The following is a 19,864-nucleotide window of genomic DNA, read 5'->3' on the forward strand; positions in this document are numbered from 1 at the left end:
TAAGTTTATAACTAGCTCTCATTGTTCCAATCAATCCGCCGCGATGCGAACATAACAATCGCCAAAATCAGGAACAGGCCAATACTTCCTACCAAAAGTGCGTAATTTTCCAATTGGATGATTACATAAATGAAACCATATAGCGAAGCCAACGAAGCACAGATAAGCAACGGAAACTTGAAACCTTTTAAAATGGCGCGGGAATAGACCGTTATCAATACGAGTACCGAAATAGCTGCAATCGCGTACGCCTTGAAAAAATTGCTGTGTTCGGAAATGGAGATGAGCAATGTATAAAACATTACCAAGGCCAATCCGATCATTACATATTGAAACGGATGGATATAGATTTTGCTTACCAACTGTATCAACAAAAATACCAGTAGCGTTAGCCCGACGACCATAAACCCGTATTTGGCGGTGCGTTCGCTTTTTTGGTATTCGTCCACGGGAATGATGAGCTTGGTGCCAAATGCCGAAGCGGAAAGGTCTGGCAAATGCCCAAAAAACGATTGCTCGAACTGTCGGTTTATCTGCAAAATTCGCCAACTGGCAGTAAAACCGTCTTTGCTGATTTCCTTGTTGGTGTCCTCGGGCAGGAAGTTGCCGTCAAAACTGGGGGAGTGCCAGTTCGACTGCATTGTGGCATCGGTTTCTTTACCTATGGGCAGAAACTTCAGGCTTTCGCTGCCGTTTATTTTTAAGTCGAAGGAAAACGGAAGCGGTGCCGCAAATATTTCCTTGGCATTGGCAATGTAATTGCTTTGGATGGTGTTCAGATATTCCGTGGAATACTGTGGCGTCATTGAAAGAGCTTCCGAAGCTAAATTTACGACCGGCGTGGTTTTTATTCCCTTTAGATTTGAGGTTTTTAGAAGAACGGTTGCCTTTTCCCAAAGGATGTTTTCGTCGGCAATATCGGTATCAGAAAAGTCAATTATGGGGAAGTTTCCTTTTACGTCAATGGCCGCGGAATAGACCACCGATTCGTAAATACTTCGGTTTAGGGGTTTTGTGTCAACCTGCGATATAATGTTGAGTTTGTCGGGAAAGAAGTAAGCGTTTTCAATACTTTCCTTTGTTTTGGTATAATAGGAATTGCTCTTTTCATTAAAGATTTTTTCTTCGGAAATAACCTTATACGGAATTTTTACGATAGGGCCGGAGAGCAGGACTTCATTTCCCCACTTTTCATTTATTTCCCGAACCACTTCCTTTTGCCTGTACGCTCTTTCGTTGATCAGTGATTTTACAAATTCCAAAGGGATCAATAATACCAATAATAAAAACCCGACGACGAGCATCCTTGCCGTGATTGAGTTGCGCATCCAATTGCTGAATCTACTTCTTTTCTGTTCCATTTTTGTTTGAGTTAAAGGTTAATAGTTAAGTGTTTTTTAAAGTACTTTGTTTTTCAAAGTGAATTGATAAAAAAATATTCTTTTATTCGCCTTGTCCCCCCCCCTTTAGGGGGTTAGAGGGTTGGGGGGTTAGGGGATGGGTGGTTTTTGAATAAGGTTTTCAAGTGCTTCAATATGTTTTTTGAATTCTGTGCGACCCAGCTTTGTGGCGCTGTAACTGGTATTTGGTTTCCTTCCTATGAAACTCTTTTCCACCAAAATGTATTCGGCCTGTTCCAGCGCCTTTATGTGGCTGGCCAGATTGCCATCGGTAACGTCCAGCAATTCCTTAAGGCGGTTGAAGTCCGCATCCTCGTTTACCACGAGTATGCTCATAATTCCTAGCCGGATGCGGTGATCGAACAGTTTGTTTATGTTGTCAATTATCCCCACGCTTAGTTTTTTTGCTCTTTTAGGTACATAATGCTTCCGTAAATAACGTGGAAAAGCCCAAAGCCCAAGAGCCAAAACCACAGGCCGTAACCGGGCAGTGCGGCGCAGATGAGCCCAATGGTTATTTCGGCGTAGCCTAAATATTTTACGTTGCCAATGGTATATTTTGAAGCGTTTACGAGTGCAAGCCCGTAAAAGATTAACATCAGGGAAGCTGTGAGCCCGTAATGCTGGCTATTTAATTTTATGATGATGTAAATTCCACCGGTAACCAAGGGAATCAAAAAGTTGACCAGCAAACGGCGGGTGGTGGTGTCCCAAATTTTTTCGTTGTTTCTTTTCGCCCGTCGGGTAGTCAGAAGGTAGGCGGTAATTATACTGAGCACCAATACAGAGGCCAAGAGGATTAGTAACAATTTGAAATTCCAACTGTGGAGTGTAAGATATTCTCCGGGTTTTGGAAAGAGATATACATACGCAATCGTAGCTCCAACTATGGCATAAATTCCCGCAAAAATACCTGATAACCCGCTGAGCGAGATAAACCGGGAGGAGCGGTCCATTAAATTCCTTATCTCGCTGATGTCTTTTAAATAATCTTTTTCACTCATAATAAAGTACTTTGAAAAACAAAGTAAATATAAAAATAGTTATCCTGCAAATTAATTATTCAAATAATTTTGAATCGTTAGAACCAACAAACACTGGAAAACAGGAAAAACCCTGTAAAAAAATGGGGGATTCCCCTCTTGACCCGTATTGTTTTATGCCGCATCTTTGTACCACTATACATTAATTGGGGAGTTAATAAATAGTGATTTGGGAAGGTTGTCCATAACGGGCAACCTTTTTCATTTTAGGGAACAATTTCAGGTTTTTTACCAAAAAACAAAAAAAGGGGGAAATCCCCCATGAAAAACAGGGTTTTTCCTCTTGACTGGCTTTATAGTTCTTCGCATCTTTACAACAGCAAATTAATTGGGGAGTTAATCGTGCCATAATTGATAAAAGCTGTTCCATTTTGGAACGGCTTTTTTCTTTTGCAATCTATTGAAAAACAGGAAAAACCCTGTAAAAAATTGGGGGATTTCCCTCTTGATTGGTATTGGGTTTTTGCCCGATATTTGAATACTTATTTGATTGGGGAGTTTTATAAGTAGAGAGGTTAATGGCTGCTCCCTAAAAAGGAGCAGCTTTTTTTATTGAAAGTTAGCAGTTCATATTTTTATAAATTTTGTTTTTAGCCAAAGCGCCCTGCCAACAACTGATGGCAGGGCGCTTTATTTTTTTAGTATCTTCACATTTATGAATCCAGCGGCGTTATATATCTTGGGGAAACCAGAGCCATACAGGTCCATGCTCCTCCATCTACAGGCTACTGTGGAAACTGTGATTCCTGAAACAGCGTTGATGTTTAAATGGAAGCTGCCCTTCTTTTATATTGAAAACAATCCGTTTTGTTATCTCAATTTTTCTAAAAACTACGTAGATATTGTATTTTGGCACGGTGCCCATTTAACCAAACATACGGAAGTTTTGGTTTCTGAAGGAAGAAAGCATATGAAGTCGCTTCGCTACAAAACACTTGAAGAAATAAATCAGCAAATATTACAGGAGGTTCTTTTGGAAGCCTACACTATAAGGGATAGAAAGTATTATAGATGATTAATGGTTTTTCGAATTGCCACAAGATCCGTCAACAATTTTTCGAGCAGGTTTAAATTCAGCATATTGGCGCCATCGCTTTTTGCGTTTGCAGGGTCAAAATGGGTTTCTATAAAAATTCCATCGGCGCCGGTAGCTATTCCCGCCCTCGCAATTGTTGAAATCATTTCGGGCCTACCGCCCGTAACGCCAGCGCTTTGGTTGGGCTGTTGCAAACTGTGGGTTACGTCCAAAACCACGGGGGCATATTGCTTCATTGTAGGAATTCCCCGAAAATCCACAATCATATCCTGATAACCGAACATGGTTCCACGATCTGTAATCAGTACTTGTTCGTTGTTGCAATCGGTTACCTTGGTCACGGCGTGCTTCATGCTTTCGGGGCTCATAAATTGGCCTTTTTTCAGGTTTACCACCTTTCCCGTTTCAGCGGCCGCTACTACCAAATCGGTTTGTCGCACCAAGAATGCCGGGATTTGCAGCACATCTACATATTCGGCGGCCATTGTGGCATCGCTTACTTCGTGAATATCGGTAACGGTGGGAACGTCAAAAGTTTCGGAAACTTTGCGGAGAATTTTCAATGCCTTTTCATCACCAATGCCGGTGAAACTATCTATTCGGCTTCGGTTTGCTTTTTTGAAACTTCCTTTGAATATATAAGGTATCTTTAGGTTGTCGGTAATTTTCACAATCTTTTCAGCAATCTGCATCGCCATTTCCTCGCCTTCAATGGCGCAAGGCCCTGCGAGTAGGAAAAAATTGTTGGAAGTAGTGTGTTTTATTTTTGGGATTTTGTTCAGTTGCATCGTAAAAGCTTATTTTAAAGCAAAGGTAGTTAAAAGCTTCTTTCCATCAGCTTTGAAAATGCAGGGGACGTTTCCTTCAAAGTTATTCTTTCACAATTTTATGGGTTTTTAAATTACCGTTTGCATCTTCAATCTTTAAAAGATAGACTCCAGCTTCGGCTTTAGAAAGGTCAATTTGATTGATGTTTTGCTTTGTTGCAATGCTTTGCCCCAAAAGATTAAAAACAGAAAGTTGAGAAATAGGAAGCGTTGATTCTATATGAAGAACTCCACTGGTTGGGTTTGGATACATCTTATAGTTGGCAATTTCATTTTCTGAAATGCTCAAGGTATTGTTTTTATACCAAGCTAATTTGTTGTCACCAATAGATGCTGAAATAACATCCAGCAATCCATCGCCATCAAAATCTGCGGCTTTGGCGTCAGTGGGAAAATCAACTGCTGTGGTTATTATAATTGGCAGTCCAAAATTACCTTCATCACCTTCATTTTGTTTCCAAGAAATCTTATCTGAATATCTATTCCATAATAACATATCATTGTCGCTATCATTGTCAAAATCATAGAAAAAGTATTGATCATTAGTATTCGTTATATTCTGTAGGTCTCCAAAGTTTCCCTGATTGTCTAAGTTTTCAAGCCAATAGCTTGCTGTAAATGAATTATCATCTACAGAAGTTATAACCATATCCTTTTTCCCATCGGTATTCACATCTGCATATTGAAATTCAACAATGTTCGTTCCGCCAGACTGTACCCAGACAAATTGGTATATAATCTGCATTGGACCAAATGTTGCATTGCCTAAATTTTTATACCAAAAAATCTTGCCTTGACTATAAACCTCATCAATAGCCACAATATCCAACTTACTATCGTTATCAATATCTATCAAAGACATTTGTGAGTATGTATCGACATTTTGAATTAATAAGTTTTCTTCACCAAGAGTTCCCTGTCCGTCCAAATTTTCATACCACACAATCCAACCACTAAAAGTATTGCTCACAGCAGCAACCAAATCTTGATCACCATCATTATCCATGTCCATAGGAATAACTGAGGTTATAAAATCCTGTACTACTAAAATTTGTTGTGGTCCAAAACTCCCCGCTCCATCAAGATTTTCTAACCAAGCAATATATCTTGCGTTATTGCTGAGATATAGAATATCTTTGTCGCCGTCATTATCCAAGTCAACAAAGTCAATTGACAGATAATAAACTGGAGTTTCGTTAATAATGATTTCTGGACCAAAATTTCCCAAACCGTCGAGATTTCGGTACCAACTCATTTTATGGGTTTCTAATCCTGCCGTTAGAACATCAATAAATCCATCATTGTCAATATCAAAAGGAATGGATAAATAGGGCTTTTCCGTAACTGTCGAAATAATCTGCTGGGACCCAAATTGGGCAAAGACTGAAACAGTGCAGAGGATTGATAATGTGATTAGTAGTTTTGTCTTCATGCTGGTAGGTTTAATGTAAATATACCTGTTTTTTGGATTCGTACGCCGATTTTTTTCTGACAAAATAAAATCACAACTTTTATTTCTAATCCACTTAGAAACACTACTTTTGCACCCTCTTAAGCGGAAATCTATAAAAACATTATATTTTAATAAAGTTTGGGAGCTTAAATTTAAAAGATACCCGCCTTCGCGGGCATAAATTATGAAAGTCAAAAACATCGCTATTATTGCCCACGTTGACCACGGAAAGACCACGCTGGTTGATAAAATTATGCACCACTGTAGTATTTTTCGTGAAAATGAAAATACCGGGGAACTTATCCTGGATAATAACGACTTGGAGCGCGAGCGCGGTATTACAATTACTTCAAAAAACGTTTCGGTTATCTATAAAGACACAAAAATAAACATCATCGATACGCCCGGTCACGCCGATTTTGGTGGAGAAGTAGAGCGCGTACTGAACATGGCTGATGGGGTTTTGCTATTGGTAGATGCTTTTGAGGGACCGATGCCACAAACGCGTTTCGTACTTCAAAAAGCAATCAATCTTGGATTGAAACCTTGCGTTGTTATCAATAAGGTGGATAAGGAAAACTGTACGCCGGACGATGTACACGAATCTGTATTTGATTTGATGTTTGAGTTGGGCGCCGAAGAATGGCAGCTCGATTTTCCCACCGTTTACGGTTCTGCGAAGCACAACTGGATGAGCGACGATTGGAAAAACCAAACCGAGAATATTGAGCCTTTGCTCGATATGGTTTTGGAGCATATTCCGTCCCCAAAAATTGAGGAAGGAAATGTACAGATGTTGATTACTTCCTTGGATTTTTCATCATTTACAGGCCGTATCGCCATTGGGCGTTTGCAAAGAGGTGTGTTAAAAGAAGGAATGCAAATTGCGCTGGTTAAACGCGACGGAACCATAGTAAAATCTAAAATAAAGGAACTTCACACTTTTGAAGGCTTGGGCCGTAAAAAAGTTGCTGAGGTACAGGCAGGTGATATTTGTGCCTTGGTTGGCTTGGAAGGCTTTGAAATTGGCGACACCGTTGCCGATGTTGAAAACCCGGAAGCTCTTAAAACCATCGCAATTGATGAGCCTACCATGAGTATGCTTTTCACAATTAACGATTCACCTTTCTTTGGAAAAGACGGGAAATTTGTTACTTCGCGCCATATTAAGGAGCGCCTGGAAAAGGAACTTGAAAAAAACCTTGCATTGCGCATGCAACCAACGGACAGTGCCGATAAATTTATGGTCTTCGGCCGCGGGGTTTTGCACCTTTCGGTTTTAATTGAAACCATGCGCCGTGAAGGCTATGAACTTCAAATTGGGCAACCACAGGTTATCATCAAAGAAATTGACGGCGTGAAATGTGAGCCGGTTGAAGAAATGACAATTGATTTGCCAGAAGATGTAAGCGGAACCGCCATCAATATGGTTACCATCCGTAAAGGCGAAATGATAAGTATGGAAGGCAAGGGTGAGCGAATGGTCTGTAAATTCATCATTCCTTCCCGTGGAATTATTGGGCTGCGTAACCAACTGCTTACCGCAACTGCCGGAGAGGCCATTATGACACATCGTTTCTTGGAATACCAACCCTTGAAAGGCGGCATCCCGGAAAGACAGAACGGAAGTTTGGTCTCTATGGAAACCGGTACGGCAATTCCTTATTCTATCGATAAATTACAGGATCGTGGCCGCTTTTTCGTTAATCCGAATGAAGAAATATACGAAGGACAGGTTATTGGAGAAAACACACGTCAGGATGATATGGTTGTTAACATCACAAAGACCAAAAAACTTTCAAATGTACGTTCTTCGGGCGCTGACGATAAGGCACGTATTATTCCAGCTATCAAATTTTCGTTGGAAGAAGCCTTGGAATACATCCAAAAGGATGAATATGTTGAGGTTACACCAAACCACTTAAGACTTCGAAAAATATATTTGAAGGAAGTGGACCGAAAGCGGAATAAGATATAAGGCGTTAAGCGTTAAGCGTTAAGAGTTAAGAGTTAAGAGTTAAGAGTTAAGGGTTAAGGGTTAAGTGTTAGGTGTTGTGACGAATTCACTAAAATAGAATAGCCTTAAGTCCTAAGTCGATTTTTAAAATATAATCCGTGTTCAACTCAATAAACTCGGCGATTTTTAGTTAATTTGTTGTCGCCGAAAGGCAAACATAGTATAAAACAATAGGTATGCATTTTCTTTATTTCGATCCAGGGCTGGGAGCTATGATAGTACAGGCGGTAGTGGCGGCGGCGGCTGGCATTTTGCTTTTTTCAAAAAACGTTATGTATAAGGTGAAATCTTTTTTCGGATTGGTAAAAGAAGAGGAAGATACTTACGATTCAATTGACGTTGAAGAGGAAGACACCCATACAGATGACAAAAAAAATTGACGCACACCAAGCCTCGTTCCGCGACCCTTCGGGTTATATTTTCTATGATGGAAAAATCCTGCGAAGGGCCATTAAACCTATCTATTTTCCGCAATACAACGAACTGAAGGAAAGCGGGTTTTTCAAAAATCTCATTTCAAATGGGTTGCTTATTCCGCACGAGGAAACTTCGGTTGCTTCGGAAGAAATAATCATTACCCCGGAAGAAATTCCCTTCATCACAAATCCGTATGAATGGAGCTTTGAGCAGTACAAACACGCCGCGCTCCACACGTTGAAAATCCAAAAATATGCTCTTTCAAAAGGATTTATTTTGAAGGATGCCTCTGCTTACAACGTAACATTTCACAAAGGGAAACCAATTTTTATAGACACGCTTTCTTTCGATTTTTACGAAGAAGGAACGCCGTGGCGCGCCTACAAACAATTCATTACGCACTTTTTTGGGCCTTTGGTTTTGGCGAAATATCACGGCACCGAAGTTTTCAAAATGATGCAAACGCACATTGATGGCATACCCGTGAAATTGATTTCCTCTTTGTTGCCAACGCGTACCAAACTTAGTTCAGTAATTTATCCAAACATTCACTTGCTCGCCAAAATGGAAAGCAAGCACAGTGAAGATTACAAAGCCGAAACCAAAATTGCGACCCTTTCAAAAAAAGCACAGGAAAACATTTTGGAAAGTCTTTTTGATTATATAAAAGATTTGACGCTAAAAGAAGCCAGCGAGTGGGGCAATTATTACGATAAAACCAATTATGACGAAGCCGCTTTTGAAGCCAAAAAAAACCTGATAAAGGAATGGATAAAACCATTGGCTCCACAAAAATTGATTGACGTGGGCGGTAACGATGGTACCTTCGCACGAACGGTGATAGATTCAGTGCCGCACATCATCGTTACGGATATTGACAGCAATGCGGTTGATTATAACTACAAACAACTCCAGCAAAACAAGGAAACCAATATGCTTCCCTTTGTGTGTGATGTACTGCAGCCTGCGCCGGGCATCGGTTTTAACAACACAGAACGAAACTCTCTAATTGAGCGTTTGGCGGAGTATGCGCCGGATGTTACGATGGCCTTGGCTTTAATTCACCATATTACCCTTTCGGGAAATGTTCCTTTTGAAAAATCGGCTTCGTTTTTCGCTTCTTTTTCAAAAAACCTTATCATAGAATTTCCCACCCGTGAGGATTCCTGGGCGCAGTCGCTATTGGTCCGCAAGCGCGAATTCATAAACCATTTCGATTTTTATAACGAAACGGAATTTGAAAAAGGGTATCTACAATATTTTACCCTTGAAAAAAAGGAGGTTGTAAAAGGCACTAAACGCATTTTATACCTCCTGAAAAACAAAAACAATGGAGCCTAAAAAAAAGCGGGGTTTTTTCTCGGTTTTTTTGAACAACGGGAAAGCCTATCCTTTGCTTACGGCTGTTGCGGCGGGTCTTTATCCGCTGCTGTTTTATTACACGAACAATTACAAAATGATAAATTCCTGGGGCCATCTCGGGTATTTTGTATCCATATTTTTGTTGCTGCCCCTTGTTGTATTTTTTGTAGCCCATAAAATTTCGGGAGTTAGCTTTCTTAAAAAATTGCAACCTTTCGTACTTCCGTTTTTGAACTTTTTCTTTTTCTTTTCTTATTTGAATGTAGCGCTCTATGCCGGATTTAGCTGGATGCGGACGCTCGTTGTTTTCGGAATAGCGGTTTTGCTAACGGTTTTGCTTCGTAAGTTTTTCAAAAAAATAATTGTTTTTCAGTTGATTTTGGCGGTGATCGGTGTTTTCACTTTAGTGCCCGTAGTTATAAAACAGCTCAATTATTCCAAGGAATGGATGGAGCAGCCGGACAATATTGAGGCCGCCACTTTTAAAAAGAAACCAAACATCTATTACATCCAGCCCGATGGTTATGTAAATTTCTCGGAACTGAAAAAAGGAAATTACAACATTGAAAATGCGGAATTTGAAAATTTTTTAAAAGAAAACAATTTTAAGGACTATCCCAATTTCCGAAGCAATTACGCAGCAACATTGCCCACCAATAGCGCAGTGTTTATGATGAAGCATCATTATTACAACAACGGGTCAGATTTTACCGAAACCATTGATGCGCGCAACGTAATTGTTTCCGACAACAGCGTGCTCCGCATTTTGAAAAACAATGGCTATCGCACATTTTTCCTCACGGAACAGCCGTATTTTATGACAAACAAACCCAAAATGGGGTATGATTTCTGCAATTTCTCAACTGAGGAAATCAGTTTTGTAACTACGGGGATTGGAGATCCGAAAGATGTAATTGCGCCCTTTAAAAATTATTTGGAAACCTATCCCGAGGGGCCCAATTTCTTTTTTGTGGAAATTTTCAACCCTGGCCATATTACCAATAAAATGGCCGATTCAAAAGGCGTGGAAGGCGAGCGGGAACACTATATTGAAAGTTTAAGGGAAGCCAACAAAAAACTTACCGAGCTCACCAAGACCATTCTGGCAAACGATCCCGAAGCCTTAATAATACTAATGGCAGACCACGGAGGATTTGTGGGGATGACCAACACGAGTGAATCTTACACAAAAAATACGGATCCAGATTTTGTAAACTCCATTTTCAGCACCATTCTTGCCATTCATTGGCCCAACGGGGAAGCCCCGGCATTTGACAATAAGCTGAAAACTTCTGTAAATTTGTTCCGTATTTTGACTTCTTATTTAAGCGAAGATGATTCGTATCTTGCAAATTTACAGCCCGATGAAAGTTATATAATCATCAATTTTGATGCTCCGCAGGGGGTTTATGAATATATAAATGACCAGGGGGATGTGGTTTTTAAGAAATTTTAATGAAGCCTAAACAACCAAAAAGAGGATTTAAAAAGTTCTTCGGAAGTGTCTCCGAAAATCCGCTGATTATTGCGCTTGGCGTAGGGCTTTATCCCTTGGTTTTCTATTATTCCCGCAATTTTGGAATGATAAATTCTTGGGAACAATTTAGGTATTTTTTATTGTTATTTATAGCGCTTCCCATTTTATTCTTTTCATTGTTGAAATGGATTTCAACGCAATCATTCGCTTCAAAATGGGGAAAATATTTACTTCCTTTTTTCAGCGTTTTTATGTTTTTGTTTTACATCAAAATCATTTTATACGCAGATATTCAGCGAAAAATTATTCTGGGAATTTTTATTGTTTCCGCGCTGATAGCTTATTTCTTATATAAACATTTCAAAAAATGGATTGCGTTGCAGCTCATTTTAGCTGTTATTGGGTTTATAGGTTTGGTCCCAATGCTGATGAAATATTTGAATTATTCTTCAGATTGGATGCAGCAACCAGACAATATTGAAGAAGTTGTATTTCAGAAAAAACCTAACATTTACTACATCCAGCCAGATGGTTACCCAAGTTTTTCAGAACTGAAAAGTGATTTTTACAAAGTTGATAATTCAGATTTTGATACTTTTTTGGCCGAAAGAAATTTTAAAAATTACCCAGATTTCCGAAGTAATTACATCACGACCATCACTTCCAACAGCGCAACGTTTATGATGAAGCACCATTATTACAATAATGGAAAGGATTATTCTGAAATGTTAAATGCAAGGAAGAATATAATTTCTGATAATCCAGTCCTTTCCATTTTCAAAACCAATGGTTATAAAACGCACTTCATCACCGAGCATCCATATTTAATGGTCAACAGACCCAAGATAGGCTTTGATTATACCAATTTTAAATATAGCGAGATTCCTTTTATAACAACTGGCTTTAATGTAGAACGGGATACGTATTTAGATTTGGAAAACGCAATTACTTCTAAAAATGATGATGGAAATTTCTTTTTCATTGAAATTTTTGAACCTAGCCATATTTCTACGACCAAGGAAGCTTCAAAAGGAAAGGTAGCAGAACGGGAGCAGTGGCTCAAAAAATTGGAGATTGCAAATGCAAAGATTGAAAAAATGGTCAATCTAATTATTAAGAAGGATCCCGGGGCCTTGATTATTATAATGGCCGATCATGGAGGTTTCGTTGGGTTGGATTATACACGCCAAGTTTACACCAAAACCTCAGATCCCGAGATTATTTATACTACTTTTGGAGCAATGCTGTCTATACGTTGGCCAAACGGCGAAGCTCCTGAAATAGATTCAAATTTGAAGAGTTGCATAAATGTTTTCAGAATTTTGTTTTCCTATTTGGGAGAAGACAATAAATATTTGCAACATTTGGAAGCGGATGGCAGCTATCTTATTATAAAAGAAGGGGCCGAACCGGGCGTTTATGAATACATTGACGATGATGGAAATATTGTCTTCAAAAAAATGTAATTTCTTAAAAATTGAATGAGTAATTTCTTCACAAAATATTTTAAAGAAAGTTTAAATCCGTTGCTAACGGGCTTGATTGTTGGGTTCTATCCTTTAGTTTTTTATTTTTCAAACAACTTTTCAGCGATCAACTCCTGGGAGCATTTAGGATTTTTCTTGTTGTTTTTTATCGGAATTCCAATCGCAGTTTTTAGTCTTGCTTCTTTAGCTTTTAAATATTCTGAACCGCTTTCAAAATACAAACCACATATTCTTTTCGTATTGATAATTATGACCGTGGCAACGCTGATGTCTCAGGCCATGTATCTCACAATTAAGAAGAAAATGCTATTGGGCTTACTCATCATTTCGGTTTTGGCAGCTTGGAAATTGCATGCCCATTTTAAAAAACTACTTATTATTATCCTTTTGATGAGTATCCTTCCAACGGTGAATTGCGTCATAAAAATCGTGGAACACGAACAGAAAATGGAATGGACCACGCTTCCGGATTCAATAGAAAATGCCAAGTTCAAAACCACCCCAAACATTTATATGATACAGCCTGACGGCTATGTGGGGAAGGATATGATGGAAAGCGACCTGTACCGTTTCAACAACCCTTTGTATGGGTGGTTGGAAACAAACGGATTTAAAGTTTACGACAATTTTCGAAGCAATTATCCAGCGAGCTTGACCTCTAATTCTTCCATGTTTTCAATGAAACAGCATCGGTTTGGAAAGGTACTTTTTCCTTCAATTGATATGCCGAATGCACGTGATATAATTGCGGGAAACAATGCCGCTATTACAACTTTGAGAAACAATGGCTACAAAAATTTCTTTATCGTTCAGGATGAATATTTTCAACAGAACCGACCACAACAGCAATATGATTATTACAATTTGGATCCTGATGAAATCCCATATTTCAGTAATGATAATAATGTGAAAAAAGTAGTTTTTGAGGACCTAAAAGCGGCTATGGATACGGTTACTGTAAATGGTCCACGATTTTATTTTGTTGAAAAATTGCTGCCACATCACATACATTTTGCTGCTTCCAAAGAAGAGGAGCGAGATACCTACATTGAAAAGATTAAAGAAGTAAATGGCTGGTTGAAAAATACAGTAAATTACATTTCTGAAAAGGATCCGAACGCAATTGTAATCATTCTAGCTGATCACGGTGGTTGGGTTGGCCTGGGAAGTTACCCCGAAATGTTTTCAACCAAAAATCCGCAGCAAATCCGCTCCATTTACTCTACCTTGGCAGCGATAAAATGGAACGGTAATTTAAAGGAAGGAATGGATGCTGAGCTGAAAAGTAACGTGAATATTTTCCGCGTTCTGTTTTCCGTTTTAAGCGAAAATCCCGAATACTTGAAATATTTGGAGGACGATTCGAGTTATAATCTGCAGAACGGCACTTTTTCAAAATCGGTGCGCGCTGTTGTTGATGACAGGGGGAAAGTAATATCAAACTAAACTGAAACTAAAAAGTATTGGAGGACAATTACGAAATAAAAAAATACCAATCATCACAAAAATCTTTGTGGGACAGCTTTGTAAAAGATGCAAAAAATGCTACGTTTTTGTTTCACCGCGATTTTATGGACTACCATTCCCATAGGTTCACGGACCATTCACTTTTAATTTATAAAGATGAAAAGTTGGTTGCGGTACTTCCTGCGAATATTTCAAATACTGAATTGCATTCCCATCAAGGCCTTAGCTACGGCGGTTTGGTTTTGCGAAAGAAAGCTACTTTCGAAGAAACATTCCATATTTTTAAAAACCTGCTGCTCTTTTTGAAAACCGAGGGGATTGAGGTTTTAAAATTGAAACTGCTCCCCAAAATATACCATCACTTGCCAAGTGATGCGATTGATTATTTGCTGTTTCTCGTAAAAGCCTCATTAATCCGAAGGGATATTACAAGCTGTGTTTTGAATGAAAACGCTTTAAGGATAACTTCTTCAAATCGCTTACGCGGAATTAAAAAAGGCAACAAAAACGAATTGCAAATAAAGGAAGAAACAAACTTCAAATTGTTTTGGAACGGGGTCTTGGAACCCAATTTAAAACAAGTCCACAATCAAAAACCTGTTCATTCCTTGGAAGAAATTGAACTCTTGCAATCCCGTTTTCCCAAAAACATCAAACAATTCAATGTTTATAAAAACGGCCAAATAGTAGCTGGAGCAACAATTTTTGAAGCTGCTATGGTAGCGCACGCCCAATATATTTCGGCAAACGAAGAAGGCCGGCAGAGTGGCGGTTTGGATTTTCTGTTCCATTATTTGTTGCAGCATTTTTCACATAAAAAATATTTCGATTTTGGAATAAGCAACGAAGCCCAGGGAATGAAGGTAAACAAAGGGCTTCTTCATTGGAAAGAAACCTTTGGCGGTAGAAGTATCGCGCATGATTTTTATGAAATCAAAACCGAGAACCACCACTTTTTAAACGATATTTTTATATGATTCCGTTTTTAGATCTTAAAGCCATCAACCAGCGTTTTGAAGCGGAATTTAAAAACGGCTTCCGGCAGTTTTTGGATTCGGGCTATTACATTTTGGGAAATCAAGTAAAATTGTTCGAGGCAAATTTTGCCAAGTATTGCGGCACAACCCATTGCATTGGCGTAGGCAATGGCCTTGATGCCCTTCGACTGATATTGGAAGGCTACAAAATACTCGGAAAACTGAAAGAAAACGATGAAGTTTTGGTGGCTTCAAATACGTATATCGCCACGATTTTGGCTATAAAACAAGCTGATTTAAAACCTGTTTTGGTGGAGGCCGATTTAAAAAGTTATAACTTCGACCTCGAATCGCTTAAAAACGCCATTTCCGCAAGAACAAAAGCAATAATGCCGGTCCATCTCTACGGGCAGCTTTCACCAATGGAAGAAATTTTAAAGATTTCAAAAGAAAACAATCTACTCGTTATTGAAGATGCAGCCCAAGCCCACGGCGCAAAAACAAAAGATGGAAAGCACGCCGGAAATCTTGGCCAGGCGGCAGGTTTCAGTTTTTATCCCACAAAAAATTTAGGAGCTTTAGGCGATGGGGGAGCGGTTACCACAAGTGATGATGCCTTAGCGGAAGTAATTGGAAAACTTCGAAATTACGGAACTTCCACAAAATATGTAAACGAGCTTTTGGGATTCAATTCAAGGCTCGACGAACTGCAAGCGGCATTTTTAAATGTAAAACTGCCATCTTTGGATGCCGATAATGAAATTCGGAGAGCAATTGCCCAAAAGTATATTTCGGAAATTAAAAATGATAAAATAACTCTTCCCGCTTATGACGGCAGTGAAAATCACGTGTTCCACCTTTTTGTGGTCCGCGTAAAAAATAGAAATACGTTTATCGACCATTTAGACCGAAACGGAATTGGCCATTTGATACATTACCCCATTCCGCCGCACAAGCAGCAAGCACTTTCAGAATTTTCGCATTTAAGTTTTCCAAATACTGAAAAAATACACAACGAAGTTATAAGTATTCCAATGAGTCCTAAAATGACTGAAGAAGAGGTGAGTGAAGTTATTTCAACATTAAACAGCTATTAATTGAAAGTTCCCCAATTCATAAAAGAAAATTTATTGCTGAAGATGACTTCCTTAAATGCTGGCGTTATTGGCGTTCGGCTGGTTATTTCCTTATTTATTCAGCGATTGTTAGCTGAGATTGTTGGGGAAGCAGGTATTGCAAAAATCGGTTCATTACGCAACCTATTGGAAATGCTCAGCTCTTTTGCTTCCGTAGGTATTTTCAGTGGGGTTGTAAAATATGTGGCGGAATACAAGGATGATAAGGAGCAGCTACAAAAACTGTTCTCCACCACTTTGGTATTTACGGTTTTTGGAAGCATTGCTGTTTCCTTGGTCTTATTTTTTGGTGCGGGTTACTTAAGCACGACTATTTTTGACGCTCCCGATTATATTTACCTTATAAAATTATTGGCGGTAATAGTGCCGTTTATAAGCATGTACCGTGTGTTTAACGGTATTGTCAATGGGCTTTCACTTTACAAAAAACTGGCGGGGATTGACCTCTTCAGTTACATTTTGAGTGCAATCCTTACCGTGGTTCTGCTGCTCACAAATAATATTGACGGGGCACTTGTGGCAATTGCAATAACTCCCGCCCTGCAATTTTTTGTGCTCCTATTTATCTTTATAAAAGTACTTCGGGAGTATGTACAGTTTTCAAAACTCACCTTCAAAATGCCTATGGCCAACGGACTTTTGGCTTTTTCACTTATGTCCTTTTTCTCTACTGTGTTGTTGAATTATGTTGAAATTGATGTTCGTGTAATGATCCAAAACCGAATTACCATGGCCGATGCCGGAATTTGGACGGCGATGACCAATATTTCCAAAAACTATATGGTTTTTTCCAGTGCCATTTTTACTTTGTACGTGCTTCCAAAGTTTGCTGGAATACACAATAAAACTGATTTTAAAGCAGAACTATTCAATATTTACAAAACCTTATTGCCGCTTTTTGGAGTGGGGATGTTGCTTATTTATTTTTTTAGGGAATACGTAATCCTAATAATTTATCCAGATTTTCACGGGATGGAACCATTGTTTAAATGGCAGCTTATGGGCGATTTTGTGCGCTTGGCGGCCATTGTTTTGGGATACCAGTTTTTAGCTAAAAAAATGGTTCGCAATTTTATCTTTTCAGAGGTGTTGTCGCTTGTGCTTTTTTACGGTTTCTCCTATTATTTCGCCGGAATCTACGGCGTGGAAGGCGTGGTAATGGCCCATTTTTTAAGATATGTGGTTTACTTTTTCGTCGTTTTTTACCTCGTGTTCCGCTATTTTAGAAAGCAGCGCAAAACAGGTGAATAATTGCTTAAAGCAATCAGCTTTTCAAATGGTTTCATCTATTGGATTTCCGCAGCGATCTGTTGTGAAATTGGGCAGGGCAAACGATAGTTTATGGCTATCTTTGCAAAAAAATCACAGCGTCTTTTTCTTTTATAGTTATGCCACTTTCCCTATACAATCCCTTTGAAGATTTAATTTTTGATGAACATTTCTGCTTTCTTTCCGGGGCGCTCACAACCGAGAAAATGCCCGTTTTTCCGCAATGGTTGATGGACAAATTTAAGTTTGGCGACGAGCGCATCGAAATGATGGACAAGCAGAAAACCTACGTATATGCCGATTTGCAACTGCCCTGTTCCCCAGAGGTAAAAAATGCCTTCGACGCACTGGATGAAAAAATTCAGGCCGCCTACAAAAAAGGCTACGAGGGAATGGCCGCGCTGGACGAACTGCTTCTCTTTCAATGGACGGGCAGGATGCTGTACGGCCTGCTTTATTATGAAATGCGGTACGAACGCGACCGATTGCTGCGGCAAGGGGAGGAGTTTGCCCTTTCGCCACAGTTGAAGCAACGGTTCGGGAATTTCCATTTGATGCTCCAATCCATTGTTGAACCGGTTTCTTTCGTTGGAAAAAGGCCGTGGAGCATAGTGGTGTTTCCCCTGAAATATTCGGCCGATATTTTCAGCTATCGCGATGATGCCATCAACCTGCTATTTTCGTTTGGGGTGAACGGTTTTGGCTTTGTTGCGTGCTTACAGGACAATGGTATAATTGCCGAAAAGCAAAAAGACCTGCTCGATAAAATGAAAGGCCACGTGCTTCACCCCATCCAGTTTGAGGAACTGTACGCCCGGTTCCATTATTCCGATTATATTTTGCAGTATAAACCTGAATATAAAATTGAAAGGAAGGAAAATGCAATTACCATAGAAGCAATTCCTGTTGAAAAAAAGGGAAGCAAGCCTATTTTCGGGTTTTGGGACGAGGATATTTTTGCCCAGCTGCTCGCCAATTATTGGAGCGTGTATGGGATTGAGCGGGAAGATATTCTGCGATTTCAAAAACCCCCACTCAGTTTTTTGGAAAACCCGTATTCGAAGGATTTTATAAAACCGGAAGCAATCGATTTGCCATTTTAATTAGTATCCCAAACCTCCAAATATTTCTTGGCGATTGAAATATAATGGTGTTCCCGCTCAATAAACGCCCGTGCATTTTTTGAAATGGCCTGCAGTTTTTCGGGATTCAAAACCAAGTCTTCCATTTTTTGGAATACATAATCCACATCGGGAAGGGCGTTGATGCACACTTCATCTTCCTTTAAATTATAATGCTCCAAAAACTCCGTTTCAGCGCCGGTAAAAACAACTTTTCCCTTTGCCATCGCCTCCAAGGCGTTGTAACCTTGATCGTATGCAAACACTTGGTCCAAGAGTATGTGTGCCAAATTGTACTTCTCGATATATTCGGAATACGGAATATTTTCCACGGTAATCACTTCCACTTTTGTGGGAAATTGCTGCTGAAGTTTTTTTAGTGCCGCTTCAAAATAATCGTTTCCCTTTTTGAAATAATTCGCCCGATTGATTCCATGAAAAATGATAACTTTTTCTGCCGAAACCAAAGGTTCAAACTTCAACTTTTCAGTATTTACGGGGTTTGGAATGAGTCCCAAATATTTCTTATTTCCGAGGAGCGGTATGTCATAATCCAAATCGGAAGCAATTACACCGTCCACTTTTTCAAAAACAAAATCGTGCAGATCTTTGTATTCAGGTTTTAAATATTTCAACGCGGGGAAAAACGCTTTTTCTGAAATTTTCCCCTCAAAAAGCGGATTGAAAATGGAGTGCCGGAACTTTTTTTCATAAGCGTATTTCACGCTCGTATAATCCGTGCCGCAGGAAAGCAGAAAGAGTTTTGCGTTGTTTTTCCTTAAAAAGGAAATGATTTCCTTTTCATATTTCGGCAAAAGACCAAGCGGGCTTTCGTTTATCAATTGAACAACATCAAAACCGTTGAATTTTTCTTTCTGCTTAAAAAACTGATTTTTTAAGGAAAGGGAAGAAATATCCAAACCAAAAAGATTATACAGTCCAACCTTTAGGTTTTGGGCAATTCCCGAATTGTATTTTCGCTTTAAAAGTACGTCCGACGGAAAGTTTTTAAATTCATCCCCCGTTGAAACCAGCGTTACTTCGTGGCCAAGCGCTTGCAATCCCTCTTTTAAGGAATTGTGCAACCTGCTGTATTCGCCCACCAAAAGTATTTTCATATTTTCTTTTTTACCACAAAGTACACCAAGCAAAGACACAAAGTTCACAAAGGATGCTCCGGGAACTTTGTATAAAATCTTTGTGATCTTTGTGGTTAATTTTTACACATCCAGCAAATAATAGTACTCTTAACCCGTTGTGCATTTTAAATAATGCTGATTTTAATATTGTTGATGTTTCTGCCAAAGATAAACTTGTTGATATATTGAATAGCTGTAAGTGCCGTTATCTTTGAGATTATCCTTGTTTTGAATCC

The 19,864-nt window shown here is 39.2% G+C and carries 18 protein-coding genes and 1 pseudogene; 11 read left to right on the top strand and 8 right to left on the bottom strand.

Features of this window, described 5'->3' with window-relative positions; translation table 11 throughout:
* Window positions 1-11 precede the first annotated feature (11 nt).
* The 4 genes from creD to POV26_RS11360 form a co-directional block, all read right to left on the bottom strand.
* Window positions 12-1,361, bottom strand: coding sequence for a cell envelope integrity protein CreD (creD, locus tag POV26_RS11345; RefSeq protein ID WP_272856589.1), 1,350 nt, complete (start codon window positions 1,359-1,361; stop codon window positions 12-14).
* Window positions 1,362-1,490: 129 nt separating this feature from the next.
* Window positions 1,491-1,793 carry a winged helix-turn-helix domain-containing protein gene (locus tag POV26_RS11350; protein ID WP_272856590.1) on the bottom strand — a complete coding sequence of 101 codons (303 nt, stop codon included), beginning with the start codon at window positions 1,791-1,793 and terminating at the stop codon, window positions 1,491-1,493.
* 2 nt (window positions 1,794-1,795) lie between these two features.
* Window positions 1,796-2,404 carry a hypothetical protein gene (locus POV26_RS11355; protein ID WP_272856591.1) on the bottom strand — a complete coding sequence of 203 codons (609 nt, stop codon included), beginning with the start codon at window positions 2,402-2,404 and terminating at the stop codon, window positions 1,796-1,798.
* Window positions 2,405-2,597: 193 nt separating this feature from the next.
* On the bottom strand, window positions 2,598-2,813 hold the full coding sequence (locus tag POV26_RS11360) for a hypothetical protein (protein ID WP_272856592.1): 216 nt from the start codon (window positions 2,811-2,813) through the stop codon (window positions 2,598-2,600).
* 285 nt (window positions 2,814-3,098) lie between these two features.
* On the opposite strand from POV26_RS11360, the gene POV26_RS11365 reads away from it, so the two are divergent.
* A complete protein-coding gene (locus POV26_RS11365; protein ID WP_272856593.1) occupies window positions 3,099-3,458 on the top strand; it encodes a DUF1801 domain-containing protein in 360 nt (119 codons plus the stop codon).
* Here POV26_RS11365 and kdsA read toward each other — a convergent pair.
* Together kdsA and POV26_RS11375 are read right to left on the bottom strand one after the other, a co-directional pair.
* Window positions 3,449-4,267, bottom strand: a complete 819-nt coding sequence (kdsA, locus tag POV26_RS11370) for a 3-deoxy-8-phosphooctulonate synthase (RefSeq protein WP_272856594.1) — start codon at window positions 4,265-4,267, stop codon at window positions 3,449-3,451. The genes POV26_RS11365 and kdsA overlap by 10 nt on opposite strands.
* 82 nt (window positions 4,268-4,349) lie before the next feature.
* Window positions 4,350-5,738, bottom strand: coding sequence for a T9SS type A sorting domain-containing protein (locus POV26_RS11375; RefSeq protein ID WP_272856595.1), 1,389 nt, complete (start codon window positions 5,736-5,738; stop codon window positions 4,350-4,352).
* A 205-nt stretch (window positions 5,739-5,943) separates the two neighbouring features.
* On the opposite strand from POV26_RS11375, the gene typA reads away from it, so the two are divergent.
* The 10 genes from typA to POV26_RS11425 all read left to right on the top strand — a co-directional run bounded on the left by typA (window position 5,944) and on the right by POV26_RS11425 (window position 18,471).
* The gene (typA, locus tag POV26_RS11380) at window positions 5,944-7,737 is read left to right on the top strand and encodes a translational GTPase TypA (protein ID WP_272856596.1); all 1,794 of its coding nucleotides are present in this window, start codon (window positions 5,944-5,946) and stop codon (window positions 7,735-7,737) included.
* Between the two features lie 215 nt (window positions 7,738-7,952).
* Window positions 7,953-8,156 carry a hypothetical protein gene (locus POV26_RS11385; protein ID WP_272856597.1) on the top strand — a complete coding sequence of 68 codons (204 nt, stop codon included), beginning with the start codon at window positions 7,953-7,955 and terminating at the stop codon, window positions 8,154-8,156.
* Window positions 8,140-9,534, top strand: coding sequence for a class I SAM-dependent methyltransferase (locus POV26_RS11390; RefSeq protein ID WP_272856598.1), 1,395 nt, complete (start codon window positions 8,140-8,142; stop codon window positions 9,532-9,534). Before POV26_RS11385 ends, POV26_RS11390 begins: the two co-directional genes overlap by 17 nt.
* Complete coding sequence (locus tag POV26_RS11395; RefSeq protein ID WP_272856599.1) at window positions 9,524-11,011, top strand: sulfatase-like hydrolase/transferase; 1,488 nt, start codon at window positions 9,524-9,526, stop codon at window positions 11,009-11,011. The genes POV26_RS11390 and POV26_RS11395 overlap by 11 nt, the downstream gene beginning before the upstream one ends.
* Window positions 11,011-12,498 carry a sulfatase-like hydrolase/transferase gene (locus POV26_RS11400; protein WP_272856600.1) on the top strand — a complete coding sequence of 496 codons (1,488 nt, stop codon included), beginning with the start codon at window positions 11,011-11,013 and terminating at the stop codon, window positions 12,496-12,498. The genes POV26_RS11395 and POV26_RS11400 overlap by 1 nt, the downstream gene beginning before the upstream one ends.
* A gap of 15 nt (window positions 12,499-12,513) precedes the next feature.
* Entirely contained in the window at window positions 12,514-13,965 is a 1,452-nt protein-coding gene (locus POV26_RS11405; protein ID WP_272856601.1) for a sulfatase-like hydrolase/transferase, read from the top strand.
* Window positions 13,966-13,982: 17 nt separating this feature from the next.
* Window positions 13,983-14,963 carry a GNAT family N-acetyltransferase gene (locus POV26_RS11410; RefSeq protein ID WP_272856602.1) on the top strand — a complete coding sequence of 327 codons (981 nt, stop codon included), beginning with the start codon at window positions 13,983-13,985 and terminating at the stop codon, window positions 14,961-14,963.
* On the top strand, window positions 14,960-16,060 hold the full coding sequence (locus POV26_RS11415; RefSeq protein WP_272856603.1) for a DegT/DnrJ/EryC1/StrS family aminotransferase: 1,101 nt from the start codon (window positions 14,960-14,962) through the stop codon (window positions 16,058-16,060). Before POV26_RS11410 ends, POV26_RS11415 begins: the two co-directional genes overlap by 4 nt.
* Complete coding sequence (locus POV26_RS11420) at window positions 16,061-17,350, top strand: O-antigen translocase (RefSeq protein WP_272856604.1); 1,290 nt, start codon at window positions 16,061-16,063, stop codon at window positions 17,348-17,350.
* A gap of 137 nt (window positions 17,351-17,487) precedes the next feature.
* Window positions 17,488-18,471, top strand: coding sequence for a hypothetical protein (locus tag POV26_RS11425; protein ID WP_272856605.1), 984 nt, complete (start codon window positions 17,488-17,490; stop codon window positions 18,469-18,471).
* On the opposite strand, the gene POV26_RS11430 is transcribed toward POV26_RS11425, so the two are convergent.
* Window positions 18,468-19,607, bottom strand: coding sequence for a glycosyltransferase family protein (locus POV26_RS11430; protein ID WP_272856606.1), 1,140 nt, complete (start codon window positions 19,605-19,607; stop codon window positions 18,468-18,470). The two genes, POV26_RS11425 and POV26_RS11430, sit on opposite strands and share 4 nt — an antisense overlap.
* A 146-nt stretch (window positions 19,608-19,753) precedes the next feature.
* Window positions 19,754-19,864 (bottom strand): annotated as a pseudogene (locus tag POV26_RS11435) (IS982 family transposase); the annotation flags it as partial.

The organism is Aequorivita todarodis (assembly GCF_028561335.1).
Classification (GTDB): domain Bacteria; phylum Bacteroidota; class Bacteroidia; order Flavobacteriales; family Flavobacteriaceae; genus Aequorivita; species Aequorivita todarodis.

Excerpts from the sequence above, each read along its gene's own strand:
- POV26_RS11430 (WP_272856606.1), bottom strand. The coding sequence starts at position 19,607 with ATGAAAATACTTTTGGTGGGCGAATACAGCAGGTTGCACAATTCCTTA.
- POV26_RS11395 (WP_272856599.1), top strand. The coding sequence starts at position 9,524 with ATGGAGCCTAAAAAAAAGCGGGGTTTTTTCTCGGTTTTTTTGAACAAC.
- POV26_RS11400 (WP_272856600.1), top strand. The coding sequence starts at position 11,011 with ATGAAGCCTAAACAACCAAAAAGAGGATTTAAAAAGTTCTTCGGAAGT.
- POV26_RS11365 (WP_272856593.1), top strand. The coding sequence starts at position 3,099 with ATGAATCCAGCGGCGTTATATATCTTGGGGAAACCAGAGCCATACAGG.
- typA (WP_272856596.1), top strand. The coding sequence starts at position 5,944 with ATGAAAGTCAAAAACATCGCTATTATTGCCCACGTTGACCACGGAAAG.
- POV26_RS11360 (WP_272856592.1), bottom strand. The coding sequence starts at position 2,813 with ATGGAACAGCTTTTATCAATTATGGCACGATTAACTCCCCAATTAATT.
- POV26_RS11375 (WP_272856595.1), bottom strand. The coding sequence starts at position 5,738 with ATGAAGACAAAACTACTAATCACATTATCAATCCTCTGCACTGTTTCA.
- POV26_RS11355 (WP_272856591.1), bottom strand. The coding sequence starts at position 2,404 with ATGAGTGAAAAAGATTATTTAAAAGACATCAGCGAGATAAGGAATTTA.
- POV26_RS11425 (WP_272856605.1), top strand. The coding sequence starts at position 17,488 with ATGCCACTTTCCCTATACAATCCCTTTGAAGATTTAATTTTTGATGAA.
- creD (WP_272856589.1), bottom strand. The coding sequence starts at position 1,361 with ATGGAACAGAAAAGAAGTAGATTCAGCAATTGGATGCGCAACTCAATC.
- POV26_RS11390 (WP_272856598.1), top strand. The coding sequence starts at position 8,140 with ATGACAAAAAAAATTGACGCACACCAAGCCTCGTTCCGCGACCCTTCG.
- POV26_RS11405 (WP_272856601.1), top strand. The coding sequence starts at position 12,514 with ATGAGTAATTTCTTCACAAAATATTTTAAAGAAAGTTTAAATCCGTTG.
- POV26_RS11415 (WP_272856603.1), top strand. The coding sequence starts at position 14,960 with ATGATTCCGTTTTTAGATCTTAAAGCCATCAACCAGCGTTTTGAAGCG.
- kdsA (WP_272856594.1), bottom strand. The coding sequence starts at position 4,267 with ATGCAACTGAACAAAATCCCAAAAATAAAACACACTACTTCCAACAAT.
- POV26_RS11385 (WP_272856597.1), top strand. The coding sequence starts at position 7,953 with ATGCATTTTCTTTATTTCGATCCAGGGCTGGGAGCTATGATAGTACAG.